This is a genomic window from Streptomyces sp. NPDC015242 (assembly GCF_043079125.1).
GTDB lineage: Bacteria > Actinomycetota > Actinomycetes > Streptomycetales > Streptomycetaceae > Streptomyces.
The window spans coordinates 459,921-476,457 of sequence record NZ_JBIBUF010000002.1 but is presented as its reverse complement, the minus strand read 5'-3'; the positions used below and the strand labels follow the sequence as shown (position 1 = coordinate 476,457).

Annotated in this window: 13 protein-coding genes and 1 pseudogene; 6 read left to right on the top strand and 8 right to left on the bottom strand. The window is 71.9% G+C overall.

The genetic code is table 11. The annotated features are described in order from the left end of the window. The first annotated feature begins 146 nt into the window (after positions 1-146). The 3 genes from ACF07N_RS07565 to ACF07N_RS07555 all read left to right on the top strand — a co-directional run bounded on the left by ACF07N_RS07565 (position 147) and on the right by ACF07N_RS07555 (position 1,989). Complete coding sequence (locus ACF07N_RS07565) at positions 147-1,112, top strand: zinc-binding dehydrogenase (protein ID WP_383323832.1); 966 nt, start codon at positions 147-149, stop codon at positions 1,110-1,112. 98 nt (positions 1,113-1,210) lie between these two features. After that, a complete protein-coding gene (locus tag ACF07N_RS07560) occupies positions 1,211-1,420 on the top strand; it encodes an HTH domain-containing protein (protein ID WP_003992902.1) in 210 nt (69 codons plus the stop codon). After that, the gene (locus ACF07N_RS07555; protein ID WP_392109565.1) at positions 1,420-1,989 is read left to right on the top strand and encodes a Clp protease N-terminal domain-containing protein; all 570 of its coding nucleotides are present in this window, start codon (positions 1,420-1,422) and stop codon (positions 1,987-1,989) included. Before ACF07N_RS07560 ends, ACF07N_RS07555 begins: the two co-directional genes overlap by 1 nt. A gap of 10 nt (positions 1,990-1,999) precedes the next feature. Here the strand turns inward: ACF07N_RS07555 and ACF07N_RS07550 are convergent, their stop codons facing one another. Then, a complete protein-coding gene (locus ACF07N_RS07550; protein WP_392109562.1) occupies positions 2,000-3,049 on the bottom strand; it encodes a PadR family transcriptional regulator in 1,050 nt (349 codons plus the stop codon). A 1-nt stretch (position 3,050) separates the two neighbouring features. Next, the gene (locus tag ACF07N_RS07545; RefSeq protein WP_392109559.1) at positions 3,051-4,022 is read right to left on the bottom strand and encodes a DUF4097 domain-containing protein; all 972 of its coding nucleotides are present in this window, start codon (positions 4,020-4,022) and stop codon (positions 3,051-3,053) included. 147 nt (positions 4,023-4,169) lie between these two features. Between ACF07N_RS07545 and ACF07N_RS07540 the strand changes: the two are divergent. Then, positions 4,170-5,007, top strand: a pseudogene (locus tag ACF07N_RS07540) (hypothetical protein). 250 nt (positions 5,008-5,257) lie between these two features. On the opposite strand, the gene ACF07N_RS07535 reads toward ACF07N_RS07540, so the two are convergent. The 6 genes from ACF07N_RS07535 to ACF07N_RS07510 form a co-directional block, all read right to left on the bottom strand. Next, a complete protein-coding gene (locus tag ACF07N_RS07535) occupies positions 5,258-5,437 on the bottom strand; it encodes a DUF6104 family protein (RefSeq protein WP_028420339.1) in 180 nt (59 codons plus the stop codon). A gap of 74 nt (positions 5,438-5,511) precedes the next feature. After that, a complete protein-coding gene (locus ACF07N_RS07530; protein ID WP_392109556.1) occupies positions 5,512-9,366 on the bottom strand; it encodes a multifunctional oxoglutarate decarboxylase/oxoglutarate dehydrogenase thiamine pyrophosphate-binding subunit/dihydrolipoyllysine-residue succinyltransferase subunit in 3,855 nt (1,284 codons plus the stop codon). Between the two features lie 281 nt (positions 9,367-9,647). After that, a complete protein-coding gene (locus ACF07N_RS07525) occupies positions 9,648-10,760 on the bottom strand; it encodes an ATP-binding protein (RefSeq protein ID WP_383323802.1) in 1,113 nt (370 codons plus the stop codon). Continuing rightward, positions 10,757-11,497 (bottom strand): response regulator transcription factor, encoded by a 741-nt coding sequence (locus ACF07N_RS07520; protein ID WP_383323799.1) that lies wholly within the window; start codon positions 11,495-11,497, stop codon positions 10,757-10,759. Before ACF07N_RS07520 ends, ACF07N_RS07525 begins: the two co-directional genes overlap by 4 nt. 135 nt (positions 11,498-11,632) lie before the next feature. Then, on the bottom strand, positions 11,633-12,310 hold the full coding sequence (locus tag ACF07N_RS07515; RefSeq protein WP_392109551.1) for a spermidine synthase: 678 nt from the start codon (positions 12,308-12,310) through the stop codon (positions 11,633-11,635). A 206-nt stretch (positions 12,311-12,516) separates the two neighbouring features. After that, positions 12,517-13,176 carry a GNAT family N-acetyltransferase gene (locus ACF07N_RS07510; protein ID WP_392111068.1) on the bottom strand — a complete coding sequence of 220 codons (660 nt, stop codon included), beginning with the start codon at positions 13,174-13,176 and terminating at the stop codon, positions 12,517-12,519. Positions 13,177-13,350: 174 nt separating this feature from the next. On the opposite strand from ACF07N_RS07510, the gene lon reads away from it, so the two are divergent. Together lon and ACF07N_RS07500 are read left to right on the top strand one after the other, a co-directional pair. Further along, positions 13,351-15,765, top strand: a complete 2,415-nt coding sequence (lon, locus tag ACF07N_RS07505; RefSeq protein ID WP_392109548.1) for an endopeptidase La — start codon at positions 13,351-13,353, stop codon at positions 15,763-15,765. Positions 15,766-16,072: 307 nt separating this feature from the next. Next, positions 16,073-16,507, top strand: coding sequence for a MarR family winged helix-turn-helix transcriptional regulator (locus ACF07N_RS07500; protein WP_392111065.1), 435 nt, complete (start codon positions 16,073-16,075; stop codon positions 16,505-16,507). Positions 16,508-16,537: the final 30 nt, after the last annotated feature.

Below are 16,537 nucleotides of genomic sequence, written 5' to 3'. Positions count from 1 at the left end.
ACCGCGGGCGCGCGCGGCGGCCTCCCGCTCCGCCGGGCCGCGGGCCGGCCCCGGCCTCAGCAGGGGCGTCCCGGTCCTGGCAAGAGGGTGTGTCTCACAGGGGCATACGGTTCCGTCACCCCGGTGGGGAACCTATCGTCAAGGTCATGTTCGCTGTCTACGCCGCCCGAATCGACCGCGACCAGCCGCTGTCCGGCCTGGAGTTGGGGGAGCGTCCTGCTCCCGAGGCCCGTCCCGGCTGGAGCACCGTCACGGTCAAGGCCGCCTCCCTCAACCACCACGACCTCTGGTCCCTGCGCGGCGTCGGCCTCGCGGAGGACAAGCTGCCGATGATCCTCGGCTGCGACGCCGCCGGGGTCGACGAGGACGGCAACGAGGTCGTCCTGCACTCCGTCATCGGACAGAGCGGGCACGGGGTCGGCCCGAAGGAACCCCGTTCCATCCTCACCGAGCGCTACCAGGGCACCTTCGCCGAGCAGGTGTCCGTGCCGACCTGGAACATCCTGCCCAAGCCGAAGGAGCTGTCCTTCGAGGAGGCCGCCTGTCTGCCGACGGCGTGGCTGACCGCGTACCGGATGCTGTTCACGAACGCGGGTGTCCGGCCCGGCGACTCCGTGCTGGTGCAGGGCGCCGGCGGCGGTGTCGCCACGGCCGCGATCGTGCTGGGCAAGGCCGCCGGGCTGCGGGTCTTCGCCACCAGCCGGGACGAGGCCAAGCGCAAGCGGGCCCTGGAACTGGGGGCCGTCGAGGCGCTGGAGGCCGGAGCGCGTCTGCCGCAGCGGGTCGACGCCGTGATCGAGACCGTGGGGGCCGCGACCTGGTCGCACTCCGTGAAGTCGCTGAAGCCGGGCGGCACCCTGGTCATCTCCGGTGCCACGAGTGGCGACCGGCCCTCGCACGCCGAGCTGACCCGCATCTTCTTCCTGGAGCTCAAGGTCGTCGGCTCCACCATGGGGACCAAGGACGAGCTGGAGGATCTGCTGGCGTTCTGCGCCGCCACCGGAGTGCGGCCCGTCATCGACGAGGTGCTGCCCATGGACCGTGCGCGGGAGGGCTTCGAGCGGCTCGCCTCCGGTGAGCAGTTCGGGAAGATCGTGCTGACCAATCCCTGAGCGCGCGCAGTGCTCGAACGGCCGGTCCGGGAACGGGCCGGCCGTTTCGCGTGTCAACTGGGGTTGACGAATGCCGGGTGTCAACCTATGTTGACGTCATGACCGAAGCAACCGATCTGGCCGAGCGTGCCGGTGACCGTGATCCGCGGGTCGGCCTGCGGGCCGTCGCCGCGCTGCGCCGGCTGCTGGAGCAGCTGGAAGCCGTGCAGGTGCGCAACGCGCGCAACCAGGGCTGGTCGTGGCAGGAGATCGCCACCGAACTCGGTGTGAGCAGGCAGGCCGTGCACAAGAAGTACGGGAGGCATTGATGTTCGAGCGGTTCACGAAGGACGCCCGGGACGTGGTCAAGAGCGCGTTCACCTATGTCGAGGCGGGTGGTGGGAGCAGCGTGGAGCCCGAGCATCTGCTGCTGGCCCTGCTCGACCGGGAGGGCAGCCGGGGCTCCTTCGCCCTCGCCGCCGTGGGGGTCGGGTCCGACGGACGGGAGTCGGTGAGGGAGGCCCTGCGGGAGGCGCGGAAGCGCGCCGGGCTGTCCCGGGCCGAGAGCGACGCGCTCGCCGGACTGGGGATCGACGTGGCGGAGATCGTCGCGCGGGTGGAGGAGGTGCACGGAGCCGGGGTCATGTCCGGCGACCGCAAGGACTCACGGTGGTGGTCGGGACGCCCCTCGTTCGGGCGCGCGGCCAAGGGCGTGCTGGAGGGGTCGCTGCGCGCGGCCCTCGCCCAGCGGGACCGGCACATCGGCGACGAGCACCTGCTGCTGGCCCTGACTGTGCGCCCGGGCGTCCCGGCCGAGGTCCTCGCCGACCACGGGGTGACGTACGCGTCGCTGGTGCGCGTGCTGTACGGGGGTGGCGGCGAGGCCAAGGCCGGCTGAACGCGGCCGCTTACGCCTTGGGCGTGCGCAGGAGCGCTCCTATGTGGGCCGCGGCCGTGGACAGGTGGCGGCGGGCGTCCCGGAGCTGGTCGGCGGTGACGCCGTTGTCGCGGGCGGCATCGCGGATGTCGTCCCGGAAGCGGTCGAGGAGGCGGTCCAGGTCGCGGGCCGGATCGCCGGTGGAGGACGCGGCGTCCTCGTGGGCCCAGGACGGTTCGTAGGCGGCGGGGAAGTCCTCCGCGGACTGTGAGCGAGCCGTCTCCTGCTTGCCCGAGCCGGTCCAGTCGAAGCCGAAGTCCTTGCCGTAGTCCTTGCCGAACTCGCCGACCTCCTTGACCAGTTCGCTGAGGCCCTCGCGCAGTCCCGTCGGCCAGTCGCCGCGGGTGAAGTGGTCCTGCACCTGCTCCTGGACGCGGCGGGCGATGCGCTGCACCTGCTCCTGCGCCTGGGCGCGGGCCTGCTCCTGGGCCTCCTTCGCCTGACGGCGGGCGCGCTGGGCGTCCTCGCGGGCGCGGCGGCTCTCGTCCTTGGCCCGGCGGGCCTGCTCCTTCCACTCCTGCCGGGCGCGCCGCATCTCCTCCTTGGCGATGCGCCAGGCGTCCTTGTCGCCGAACTGCCCGAAGTCGCCGTGAGAGGTGCCGTCGGTTCCGCCGGTCCTGGTGCCGTTGTCCCGGCGGGCCTCGGTGGCTGCTGCGCGCATCTCGCGGCGCAGGTCGCCCGCCGCTCCGCGTACGTCCGCCTGGATCTCGGCGGCCAGTTCGGCGACGGACTCCCGGATCTCCAGCTCCAGGTCGGCGAGCTCGCCGCTGCGGTCGGCCAGTTCGGCGCGGCCCGCGTCCGTGATCGAGTAGACCTTGCGGCCGCCCTCGGTGGTGTGGGTGACCAGGCCCTCGGCCTCCAGCTTGGCCAGGCGCGGGTAGACCGTGCCCGCAGAGGGGGCGTACAGCCCCTGGAAGCGCTCCTCGAGGAGGCGGATCACCTCGTAGCCGTGGCGGGGGGCCTCGTCCAGCAGCTTGAGCAGGTAGAGGCGGAGGCGGCCGTGGGCGAAGACGGGGGGCATGTCAGAGCACCTTCTTGTCGGTCGTGCCGTCGGCCGGGGCGGTGGTGGTGCCCTCGCCCGGGCCGGAGACGGAATTGTCCCCCGAGTCGCCCTCGGGGCGGCCCGCCGGGGCCGTCGGAGGGCTGTCGGTGCCGGGGCGTGCGTCCCGTGGTTCCTGGTCGTCGTCCGGCCCGGCCGGCCGGCGCAGCAGGGCGATCGAGCCGGAGACCGTGGTGGCCCGCAGGGTGCCGCTGCCCGAGCCGAGACGGCCGGTGATCTTGTGAGCGCCCCACTGGCCATGCACCCGGAGGTCGTCGAAGGCGTTGGAGACGGCGCCGCTCGCCGTGTTGGCCTCGACCTCGGCGTCCGCCCGGTGCGGCAGCCGGATCGCGATCTCGCCGGAGACGCTGGTCAGCTTCACGTCCGTGGGGCCGTCCGGGGCGAGGTCGACGATCATCGAGCCGCTGACCGAGTCGGCCCGGACCGAGCGGCCGGAGCCCTCGACCACGGTGAGGTCGCCGGAGACCGAGTTGAACCGAAGGTCACCCGTGACGTCCTGGGCCTCCAGGCTGCCGGAGACCGTGTCGGCCCGGACCGGACCGGAAAGACCCACCAGCGTGGTGTCGCCGGTGACGCCCTTGACCACCGTCCGCCCCTCGATGCCCGAGACCACGGCGGCGGCGCCCACCACTCCCACCTCCACGCGGGTGCCGGCCGGGACGGCCAGGGACGCGACCGCGCTGCGGCGCCAGCCCTTGCTGTCCAGCCAGGACAGGAAGCCCTTCCAGGGCAGGTCCTCGTAGGCCACCGTCAGGGTGCCGCCCTGCCGGGTCACCACCAGGGGCGGCCCCTCGATCTCGGAGACCTCCAGGCGGGCGGAACCTTCGTCCGTGCCCACGACGTTCACCGTTCCGTTGACCAGGCGCACGTGGAGGTCGCTCACCGGCTCGTCGAACGTGAGCTTGCTCGGTTCCGTGACGGACCACTCGGACATCGTGAGACCTCCCCGCCTCGACGCGCCATATCGCGTCTCCTGTCATTCACGATATATCGTGGTGGTCGAAAGTCAAGACACCCGTTCTGGGGATGAAGGGGTGGTCATAAGTGCTCATATCCCACCGGATCGACCTAGCGTGTGAGCATGCCGACGCCCGACGCCCCCACCGGACCCGCCCGCGGGGCGCTGCTGTTGTGCAGGGCGGTGCCCGGGGCCGTCGCGCCCGTCGCCCATCTGCTGCGGGAGCCCATGCGGCTGACCCGCGCGGGCGACGACTGGAGCGTTTTGGTCCCCGAGGGCCGGCCCTGGCGGGACGGCGCGGAGCCCGTCGACCGCGTGGTCACCGGCTGGGCCACCGCCCTCGCCGTGGGCGCGCCCTGGCCCGTCCTCGCCCTGTGGTGGGACGCCGACCACGCCGGGTTCACCCTCGCCTACGGCTTCCGCCGCCCTGTCGGATTCGTCTGGCTCGCGAGCGGCGTCCCGGCGGGGGAGGACGAGGCGCTGCGCACCTTCGCCGCGCGCGTGGGCCTCGACCCCGTCCTGGACCTGCAGGCCCTCGAACAGCTCACCAAGCCCGACCTGGCAGCCGACGGGGCCGCCCGGCTGCGCGGCCTGCTGGCGGTCCTCGCGCGCGTGGGGCGTCCTGATGCCGCCGGGACTCACCCCGGGCACACCCGCCGACCGTCTCGGAGAAATTGCCGCCCTGTTGCCGGGCAGCCTGCCCGTCGCATGGCCCGGCCTGCGCGAGGCCGTCGCGGAACGCGACACCGTCGACCACAGCCGACTCGGGCCCTGGATGCCGTGGGCGGGCGGCCCGAGGGCCCGAGCCCTGGCCCTCGTCCAGGTGGCGGGAGGCGTGCCTCTGCTGGCCTGGGGGCTACGGCGGCGCGGTGGTGGCTGGGGCTGGGCCGCGGCCGGGGCACTGCTCCTGGCCCACGGGGCGCTGGGCCTGGCCTACGACCTCACGCACCCGCGCGACTGACGGCCGTGAGGGCTGGGCCGGGTGCCGAGCAGGCGTCTGGCGACCGCGTGGTGCTGCGAACTGCGCGCGCAGGGGGGAGCCGGGCGCCTCACGGCGGAGCCGTGCTGAGCGGTGTCGTGTCCCGATCTCCCCGCCTCCGTCTGATGCGCGGCTCACGGGCCGTCGGTGGGCCGGGTGCCCAGTACGCGTCCGACGCCCGCCCGTCGCAGCGGGCCCCCGCGCGCTCAAGGGGCGCCAGCGCCGGGCTTCCCTACTCGTCGTCCTCGTCGTCCAGCCGCGCCAGCCACGTCGCCAGGCGCTCCACCGGCACCTCGAAGTCGGGGTTGAGATCGACGAACGTGCGCAGCTGCTCGGCGAGCCACTCGAAGGTGATCTCCTCCTCGCCGCGCCGCTTCTCCAGTTCCTCGATGCCACGGTCCGTGAAGTACATGGGTCAAGGATATGCGGCCGGGCCGCACCCCCTGGCGGGGATGCGGCCCGGTCACCTGCGACGGGGTACGAGGGCTACGCCTCGAACACCTCACGCACCAGCTGCTCCTGCTCGGCCTGGTGCCGCTTCGCGGAACCGACGGCCGGGGACGAGGAGTGCGGGCGCGAGATGCGGCGCAGGCGCTCGCCGTGCGGGACGTCCGCGCCGACCGCCAGGTCCAGGTGGTCGATCAGGTTGAGCGCGATGAACGGCCAGGCACCCTGGTTCGCCGGCTCCTCCTGGGCCCACAGGTACTTCTCGGCGTTCGGGTACTTCTTGATCTCCGCCTGGAGCTCGGTGCCCGGCAGCGGGTACAGCCGCTCGATGCGGATGATCGCCGTGTCCGTCACACCGCGCTTCTGCCGCTCGGCCTCCAGGTCGTAGTAGACCTTGCCGGCGCAGAAGACGACCTTCTTGACGGCGGCCGGGTCGACCGACGTGTCGCCGATGACCGGCTGGAACTGCCCGGTCGTGAACTCCTCCGCCTTCGAGGCCGCCGCCTTCAGGCGCAGCATCGACTTCGGCGTGAAGACCACCAGCGGCTTGTGGTGCGGGTTGTGCACCTGCCACCGCAGGAGGTGGAAGTAGTTCGACGGCGACGTCGGCATGGCGACCGTCATGTTGTTCTGCGCGCACATCTGGAGGAAGCGCTCCGGGCGGGCCGAGGAGTGGTCCGGGCCCTGGCCCTCGTAGCCGTGCGGCAGGAGCAGCACGACGCCGGAGGTCTGGGCCCACTTCTGCTCGGCCGACGAGATGAACTCGTCCACCACGGTCTGCGCGCCGTTGACGAAGTCGCCGAACTGCGCCTCCCACATCACGAGCGCCTCGGGGCGGGCCAGCGAGTAGCCGTACTCGAAGCCCATCGCCGCGTACTCGGAGAGGAGGGAGTTGTAGACGTTCAGCCGCGCCTGGTCCTCGGAGAGGTACTGCAGCGGCGTGTACTCCTCGCCCGTGCTGCGGTCGATGATGACCGCGTGGCGCTGGCCGAAGGTACCGCGCTGCGAGTCCTGGCCCGCCAGGCGGACCGGGACGCCCTCCAGCAGGAGGGAGCCGATCGCGAGGGTCTCGCCCATGCCCCAGTCGATGGTGCCGTCCTCGACCATCGACGCCCGGCGCTGCAGCTGCGGCAGCAGACGCGGGTGCACGGTGACGTGGTCGGGGATGTTGACCTGGGACTCGGCGATCCGCTTGACGACCTCCGTGGTCACCGCGGTGTTCACGGCGACCGGGAACTCGGCCTGCGGGTCCGTGGGCGCGGCCGCGGCCGGCTGGGACGTGGCCTCGCGGACCTCCGTGAAGACCTTCTCCAGCTGGCCCTGGTAGTCCTGCAGCGCCTGCTCGGCCTCTTCCAGGGTGATGTCGCCGCGACCGATGAGGGACTCGGTGTACAGCTTGCGCACCGAGCGCTTCTTGTCGATCAGGTCGTACATCAGCGGCTGGGTGAAGGCCGGGTTGTCCGACTCGTTGTGACCGCGGCGGCGGTAGCAGATGAGGTCGATCACCACGTCCTTGTTGAACGCCTGGCGGAACTCGAAGGCGAGCCGCGCCACGCGGACCACGGCCTCCGGGTCGTCGCCGTTCACGTGGAAGATCGGGGCCTCGATCATGCGGGCCACGTCCGTCGCGTACATGGAGGAACGCGAGGACTCGGGGGCCGCGGTGAAGCCGACCTGGTTGTTGATGACGATGTGGACCGTGCCGCCGGTGCGGTAGCCGCGCAGCTGCGACATGTTCAGGGTCTCGGCCACCACGCCCTGGCCCGCGAAGGCCGCGTCGCCGTGGATCGCCACCGGCAGGACCGTGAAGTCCGTGCCGCCCTTGCCGATGATGTCCTGCTTGGCGCGGGAGACGCCCTCCAGGACCGGGTCCACCGCCTCCAGGTGCGAGGGGTTCGCGACCAGGGAGACCTTGATCTGCTCGCCGTCCAGGCCCGTGAAGGTGCCCTCGGCGCCCAGGTGGTACTTCACGTCGCCGGAGCCGTGCATCGACTTCGGGTCGAGGTTGCCCTCGAACTCGCGGAAGATCTGCGCGTACGACTTGCCGACGATGTTGGCGAGGACGTTCAGCCGGCCGCGGTGGGCCATGCCGATGACGACCTCGTCCAGGCGGGACTCGGCGGCCGAGTCCAGCACCGCGTCCAGCAGCGGGATGACGGACTCGCCGCCCTCCAGGGAGAAGCGCTTCTGGCCGACGTACTTGGTCTGCAGGAACGTCTCGAACGCCTCGGCCGCGTTCAGCCGGCGCAGGATGCGCAGCTGCTCCTCGCGCTCCGGCTTGGAGTGCGGGCGCTCCACGCGGTCCTGGATCCACTTGCGCTGCTTGGGGTCCTGGATGTGCATGAACTCGATGCCGGTGGTGCGGCAGTACGAGTCGCGCAGCACGCCGAGGATGTCGCGCAGCTTCATCATCGACTTGCCGGCGAAGCCGCCGACGGCGAACTCGCGCTCCAGGTCCCAGAGCGTGAGGCCGTGCTCGGTGATGTCCAGGTCGGGGTGCTTGCGCTGCTGGTACTCCAGCGGGTCGGTGTCGGCCATGACGTGGCCGCGGACCCGGTAGGAGTGGATCAGCTCGAAGACGCGGGCGGCCTTGGTGACGTCGTCGTCGTGGCTGGCGTCGATGTCCTTGAGCCAGCGGACCGGCTCGTAGGGGATGCGCAGCGCCTCGAAGATGTCGTCGTAGAAGCCGTTCTCGCCGAGGAGCAGGTTCGCGACCTGGCGGAGGAACTCGCCGGAGGCGGCGCCCTGGATGACCCGGTGGTCGTAGGTCGACGTGAGCGTCATGACCTTCGAGATGCCGAGCTTGTTCAGGGTGTCCTGGCTGGTGCCCTGGAACTCCGCCGGGTAGTCCATGGAGCCGACGCCCATGATCACGGACTGGCCGGGCATCAGACGCGGCACCGAGTGGACCGTGCCGAGGCCGCCGGGGTTGGTCAGGGAGACGGTGACCCCGGTGAAGTCGTCCATCGTCAGCTTGCCGTCGCGGGCGCGGCGGACGATGTCCTCGTAGGCCTGCCAGAACTCGAAGAAGTTCAGCGTCTCGGCCTTCTTGATCGCCGCGACGACGAGCTGGCGGTCGCCGTTCGGCTTGACCAGGTCGATGGCGAGACCGAGGTTGACGTGCTCCGGCTTGACCAGGGTCGGCTTGCCGTCGACCTTCGCGAACGAGTAGTTCATCGCCGGCATGGCCTTGATCGCCTGGACCATGGCGTAGCCGATGAGGTGCGTGAAGGAGATCTTCCCGCCGCGCGCCCGCTTGAGGTGGTTGTTGATGACGATGCGGTTGTCGAACAGCAGCTTCACCGGGACCGCGCGCACGGACGTGGCCGTGGGCAGCTCCAGGGAGGCGTCCATGTTCTTCGCGACCGCGGCGGCGGGGCCGCGCAGCACGACCTGCTCGGGACCCGCGGGGGCCTCGGCGGCGGGCTCGGCCTTCTTCGCCGGGGCGGCCGGCTTCGCGGCGGCCGGCTGAGCGGGGGCCGGGGCGGCCTTGGCGGGGGTCGGGGCGGCCTTCGCGGGAGCCGCGGGCCGGTCCGGGGCCTGGGCGGCGGGCTTCGCCTGGGCCGGAGCCTGGGCGGGGGCCGGCGCGGCGGGCTTCTCGGCCGCCGGGGCGGAGGCCTGGGCCGGAGTGGCCGGCGCGGCCGGCTGAGCGGTGGTGGTCCCCGCGGCCCCCGTGGCCGCGGTACCCGCCGGAGCCGAGGCGGCAGCGGCGCCCGGCTTGTAGTCGGCGAAGAAGTCCCACCAGGCTCGGTCTACCGAATTCGGGTCCTGGAGGTACTGCTGATAGATCTCGTCGACGAGCCACTCGTTGGCACCGAACGACGCGGCGGGGTTCTTGCCCGCTTGGTCGGTGTCGGTCGAGATGCTCGAGTTACTGGGGGACTGTGGCGACACGGCGGCAACCGCCCTCTTCCGCTTCACAAGATGATGGACAGCGGGAATCAAGGCTACGCCTCCCCGAGCGCGAAGGTCAGGCCGGGCCCGTTCAACGTCGCGCAAGTCACATCTTGGAGAGTGTTTCGCCGCTTGAAATGGCGGGAAACAAGCGTAGTTCCGCTTAAGAAGGGAAGGGTTGAGCGGGGCCTGACACGCCAGTGGCGCGGGCCTGTGCCTGATCACACGTGTCCGTCAGCGCGGATGCCGGTGGATCTTGTGGCTCCGCTTCGAACTTTACGTCAACTTGGCACAGATGGAAGTCCCGGAAGAGTGACAAGAATCCGGCAACCCCGCTCGGATTCGGCCACTCCGATCCGTCCGCCGTGCAGATCCACCGCCCAGCGGGCGATCGCCAGGCCGAGGCCCGTGCCGCCGTCGCTGCCCGGCCCCTGCGGCCGCTTGGCGCTGCCGCGGTTGAACCGCTCGAAGACGCGGTGCCACTCGGACTTCGGAATGCCGGGGCCCTCGTCCAGGACCTCCAGCTCCAGCGACTCCGGCAGCGCGCCGCGCCGCGCCTTGACCGTCACCCGGCCGTGCGGCGGACTGTGCTTGACCGCGTTGTCGATGAGATTGGCCACGACCTGGTGGATGCGCTCCGGGTCGGCGTGCGCGGTCAGCTCCGGCGGGTGCACGTCGAGGTGCAGGTGCACGTCCGTGCGGGTGTGACTGCCCGAGCCGGTGGCGATGCCCGCGCGCACGGAGGCGACCATGTTGGCCTCCTTCAGCACGCCCGACAGGTACGGCCACACCTCGAACCGCCGCTGCTTCAGCGGGACGACGCCGTTGTCCAGGCGGGACAGGTCCAGCAGCGTCTCCACCAGCCGGCCGAGGCGCTCGGTCTGCTTCAGCGCCGTGCGCATCGTCTCCGGGTCGGCCTGGGTGACGCCGTCGACGATGTTCTCCAGCACCGCGCGCAGCCCGGCGATGGGGGTGCGCAGCTCGTGCGAGACGTTCGCGACCAGCTCCTTGCGCTGGCGGTCCTGGGCCTCCAGCTCGTCGGCCATGGCGTTGATGGTCACGGCCAGGTCGCCCAGCTCGTCCCGGCGGTTCTCCCGCGTGCGGCGGGTGTAGTCGCCCTGCGAGATGGAGCGCGCCACGGCCGTCATCTCGTCCAGCGGCGCGGTGAGCGAATGGGCCACGAACTGCGTGATGAGCAACGTGGCGATCATCGAGAAGACCGTGATGAAGCGCAGCTCCGTCTTGGTGTGCACCGCGATCACCGACAGACCCGTGGTGATCAGCACCGAGATGACCACCAGCGCGCCCAGCTTCGTCTTGATCGAGAAGGGGCTCACCTTTCCCCAGGGTTCCGGCTCCCCGGGGTTTCTCCGTGCAGCCGGCCCGCCGCTCATGGCGTCGGGGTCTCCAGGGCGTAGCCGACGCCGTGCACCGTGCGGATCCGCTCGGCGCCGATCTTCCGGCGCAGCGCCTTGATGTGGCTGTCGACCGTGCGGGTGCCGGAGGCGTCCGCCCAGTCCCAGACCTCGGCGAGCAGCTGCTCGCGCGAGAGCACCGCGCGCGGGGTGTTCGCGAGGCACACCAGCAGGTCGAACTCGGTCGGTGTGAGGTGGACGTCCTCGCTGCGCACCCGGACCCGGCGCTGCGCGTGGTCGATCTCCAGTTCACCCAGGCGCAGGATGCCGCTGCGCGGCGTCGCGGCGGCCAGGGCGGCGCGCTCGACGCGGCGCAGCAGCACGTGCACGCGCGCGGCCAGCTCCCGCATGGAGAACGGCTTGGTCATGTAGTCGTCGGCGCCGACACCGAGGCCGACCAGCATGTCGGTCTCGTCGTCGCGCGCGGTGAGCATGAGCACCGGCACGGGGCGGGCGGCCTGCACGCGCCGGCAGACCTCCAGACCGTCGAAGCCGGGCAGCATGATGTCGAGGATCAGCAGGTCCGGCTGCCAGGCCTCGGCCGTGTCGACCGCGGCCGGACCGTCACCCGCCGTTTGCACGAGGAATCCCTCGGCGCGCAGGCGGGTCGCGATGGCGTCGACGATCGTGGCGTCGTCCTCGACGACGAGCACCCGGCGCTGCGCGCCAGGAGTAGCCGTCGCCGAACCGTGTTGGGAGGTGTGTGTCTGCTCCATCGCCCGCCCCTGGGGTGTGCTTTCCGGAATCAGTGGGGTGATTCCTTCTGACTGGCTATGCCTGCGCATCGTTGCGATTGACGCTTGAATGATCGGCGTCAGGGGAGCAGCGTACGGGCAGGCAGTACGCCTTTGCTATCCAGGGCGGATGCCGAGGTGCACGACGTCCGGAACGCCCCGGGCAACGGGGATCTCTTCGGTACGCACCTGCTGGAACCCGGCATTCCGCAAGGTTCCCTCGAATTCCGGAGACGGCTGCGCCGACCACACGGCGAGCACCCCGCCCGGTCTCAACACCCGTGCGCAGCTTGCCAGTCCGGCCTCGCCGTAGAGGTGAGCGTTGTCCTCCGTGACGGTCCAGTCGGGGCCGTTGTCGATGTCGAGGCAGAGGGCGTCGTACGTGTCGGATGTCTCATTGACGTATGCGACGAGATCCGCTTCGACGATGTCCGTGCGGGGGTCGGCGAGGGCCTCGGCGGAGATCGCTGCCAGTGGGCCGTCGCGGTGCCATGCGACGATCGCGGGCTCGCGTTCCACCACGGCGATCCGTCCCCAGCGCGGGTCGGCCGCGGCGTGTGCGAGGGAGAAGCCGACGCCGAGTCCGCCGATCAGTACGTCCGGGTGGTCCCGGCCGGGCAGGGTTTCGAGGGCCGCGTCGACCAGCCGCCGCTCCGAGCGGCCGTCGGAGGTGTCCATCAGGAAACAGCCGTTCGCGATGATCTCCAGCCGGTCGCCGTGCCGCCGCAGCACGACCTCGCCGTGCGGGCCCTCGCGCCGGTCCAGGACGTCAGGCGTGTCGTATGAGGTGGGCATCGGCTCATCCTGGCAGGCCGGACCGCCGGGGGCGCGGAAATATCGGGGGAGCGGGTCCTGGAACGGACGCGAGCCGCGTCCGCCGCCCGCGCGCCGGGATTCGTTGCCACGCGGGCGGGAGGCCGGTCGGGTCCGGGCGGAGGGCGGCGTATCGGTCAGGTCCGGGTGGTGGGCCGGTCGGGTCCGGGCGGAGGCGAGTGGGTCGGTCAGGTCCCGGCGGAAGCCGCCGGGTCGTGCCGGGCACTGGTCAGCACGGCCGTCACCTTCCAGCCCAGCGACTCGTAGAGGGCGCGCCCCGCCGGGGTGCCGGCGAGGACGCCCGTGCGGGCTCCCTGCCGGGCGGCGGTGCTCTGCAGGGCGCGCATCACCAGGCTGCCGAGTCCCTTGCGGCGATGCCCGGGGGCCGTCTCGATCCGGTCGGCGACGGCGGTGGCGCCCGTCGGGGTGATCTGGCCGCGCGCCGCCAGGGAGCCGTCGGGGGCGGTCACCATCACCCGGGTCACTCCGTCGCGCGCCCACGAGCGCAGCCGGTAGCCGCCGGGCACGTCCGGGGTCTCGTCCGCCGTCAGCGGCACCGTCATCAGGAAGCCGGGCTCGGGGTCGACCCACCAGTCGCCGTCCAGCCAGCCGGCGACCACCTCCGGGTCCCGGAAGGCCTTCAGCCACACGCCCTCCCCGGTCACCGCGCCGGCCACCTCGCGGACGGTCGTCTCGTCGAGGTCGTCGCCCGTCGCGCCGAACACGTGCCGTGTGACGTGCCCGTACAGCCCCACGTCGATCGTCCAGCCCCACGGCTCGCTCATGGGCGGAGCCGCCCCGCGCGAGACGACCCACCCCTCCACCCACGCCCGCACGGTCCCGTCCACGCCGCCCCCGTAATTGGTGTACGCCACTTTCAGCTATTACGCATCGGGACCTTACGCGTGCCCCCGCCCGTCGCGTCACGGTTGATCGCTGACAGCGAACACCGGGCGGGGAACAATGGGCCACCCTCAAGCATTGAGTCGGCATAGCTCAACTTGACTGCCGAAGGGGAGATCATGGCTTCGACGTCCACACCGCTCACCCTGCCCGTGCTGCCGCTCGACGACGAGGTCGTGCTGCCCGGGATGGTGGTCCCGCTGGACCTGAGCGACTCCGAGGTCCGTGCCGCGGTGGAGGCCGCCCAGGCCGCCGCTCGGACAACGCCCGGAAAGCCCCGGGTACTCCTGGTGCCACGCATCGACGGGACGTACGCGAACACCGGTGTCCTCGGCACCGTCGAGCAGGTCGGCCGGCTGGCCGACGGCGACCCGGGCGCGCTGATCCGCGGCCGGGGGCGGGTGAGGATCGGTGCGGGGACCACGGGTCCCGGCGCGGCCCTCTGGGTCGAGGGCACCAGCGTCGACGAGACCGTGCCGGAGCCACTGCCCGGCCAGGTCGCCGAACTGGTCAAGGAGTACAAGGCCCTGGCCACCGCATGGCTGCGCAAGCGCGGCGCCTGGCAGGTCGTCGACCGGGTCCAGGCCATCGACGACGTCTCGGCGCTCGCCGACAACTCCGGCTACTCGCCGTTCCTGACCACCGACCAGAAGGTCGAACTGCTGGAGACCACCGACCCGGTGGCCCGGCTCAAGCTCGCCACGCAGCAGCTGCGCGACCACCTCGCCGAGCAGGACGTGGCCGAGACCATCGCCAAGGACGTCCAGGAGGGCGTCGACAAGCAGCAGCGCGAGTTCCTGCTGCGGCGTCAGCTCGAAGCGGTCCGCAAGGAGCTGCGCGAGCTGAACGGCGAGCAGGAGGGCGAGGAGTCCGACGACTACCGCGCCCGCGTGGAGGCCGCCGACCTGCCCGAGAAGGTCCGCGAGGCCGCCCTGAAGGAGGTCGACAAGCTGGAGCGCTCCTCCGACCAGTCGCCCGAGGGCTCGTGGATCCGCACCTGGCTCGACACGGTCCTGGAGATGCCGTGGAACGAGCGCACCGAGGACGCCTACGACATCCGCGGCGCCAAGGCCGTCCTGGACGCCGAGCACGCCGGGCTCGAGGACGTCAAGGAGCGCATCACCGAGTACCTGGCCGTGCGCAAGCGGCGCGACGACCGGGGCCTCGGGGTCATCGGCGGGCGGCGCGGCGGAGCCGTGCTCGCGCTCGTCGGTCCGCCCGGCGTCGGCAAGACCAGCCTCGGCGAGTCCGTCGCCCACGCGATGGGCCGCAAGTTCGTCCGCGTCGCCCTCGGCGGCGTCCGGGACGAGGCCGAGATCCGCGGCCACCGGCGCACCTACGTCGGCGCCCTGCCGGGCCGTGTCGTCCGGGCCATCAAGGAGGCCGGGTCGATGAACCCGGTCGTGCTGCTCGACGAGATCGACAAGGTCGGCTCGGACTTCCGGGGCGACCCGGCCGCGGCCCTGCTCGAAGTGCTCGACCCGGCGCAGAACCACACCTTCCGCGACCACTACCTGGAGGTCGAACTCGACCTGTCCGACGTCGTCTTCCTGGCCACCGCCAACGTCCTGGAGGCGATCCCGGAGGCCCTGGCCGACCGGATGGAGATCGTCCGGCTCGACGGCTACACCGAGGACGAGAAGGTCGTCATCGCCCGCGACCACCTGCTCCCGCGCCAGCTGGAGCGGGCCGGGCTCGACCAGGACGAGGTGACCCTCGACGAGGGCGCGCTGCGCAAGCTCGCCGGCGAGTACACGCGGGAGGCGGGCGTGCGCACCCTGGAGCGGTCGATCGCGCGGCTGCTGCGCAAGGTCGCCGCCCAGCACGAACTGGGTGAGCGGGAGCTGCCCCTCACCGTCACCGAGGAGCACCTGCGGGACCTGATCGGCCGGCCGCACCACGTGCCCGAGTCCGCCCAGGACCCGGCCGAGCGCCGGACGTCCGTGCCGGGCGTGGCCACCGGGCTCGCGGTGACCGGCGCGGGCGGCGACGTGCTCTACGTCGAGGCGTCGCTGGCCGACCCGGAGACCGGCGCGGCCGGGCTGACCCTGACCGGTCAGCTGGGCGACGTGATGAAGGAGTCCGCGCAGATCGCGCTGAGCTTCCTGCGCTCCCACGGCGCCGAGCTCGAACTGCCGGTGGGCGACCTGAAGGACCGGGGCGTGCACATCCACTTCCCGGCGGGCGCGGTCCCCAAGGACGGCCCGAGCGCGGGCATCACGATGACCACGGCCCTGGCGTCCCTGCTGTCCGGGCGGCTGGTCCGCACGGACGTGGCCATGACCGGTGAGGTCTCGCTGACCGGGCGGGTCCTGCCGATCGGAGGCGTCAAGCAGAAGCTGCTCGCGGCGCACCGGGCGGGCGTCACCACGGTGATCATCCCCAAGCGCAACGAGCCCGACCTGGACGACGTCCCGGCGGAGGTGCTGGACAAGCTCGACGTCCACACCGTCACCGACGTCCGTCAGGTCCTGGAGCTGGCGCTCGCGCCCGCGACGAACGGCGCGGCGCCGGAGGTCCCGGTCGCGGCGTGACGGACGCGGCCGGCAGGGAAGGCCCGGGTTCCCGTGAGGGAGGCCCGGGCCTTCACCGTGTGGTGCCCCTGTGGACACGGACGCCCTGACCTGGGAATACTTGCCGGGCTGCGGCGCCGAGGGCGACCGGCGGACAATCTCAGTAGTGACGACCTAGGCAGGGACTGACGTGCACGAGGACGGCGACGACCACGGACACCGGGCCGGACCCGGTGGGTCCGCGGATGCCGGTGCGGCCGGAAGCGGCACGGCCGCCGAGGGCACGGCCGCGAACGGTACGGGCGGCGCCGCGGAGGCCGGCAGCGGTGTGGACCGGCCCGCCTTCCTCGCGCTGGAGCGGGAGCTGACCGTACTGCTGCGGCGGGCCCGGGCCAGCCAGGGCGAGATGGCCCGCGAGGTCCACCCCGACCTGGAGTCATCCGCTTACGGACTGCTCGTGCGGCTGGACGAGTGCGGCAAGCAGCGGGCCACCGAACTCGCCGCGTACATCGGAGTCGGCAAGGCCACGATGTCCCGCCAGCTGCGCGCCCTGGAGGAGCTCGGCCTGGTCGCCCGCGAGCCCGACCCGGCCGACGGCCGGGCCTGGCTGGTCGCCCTCACCCAGGAGGGCCACGACCGCGTCCGCCGGGTCCGCGAGGCCCGCCGCGCCCGCTACGCCGGCCGGCTGGCCGACTGGGAGACGGGTGAGGTCACGGAACTGGCCCGGCTGCTGCACCAGCTCAACCGCGGCATGGAGAAGTAGCACCCGTCCAGGGCTCCGCGGGGCGGGCCG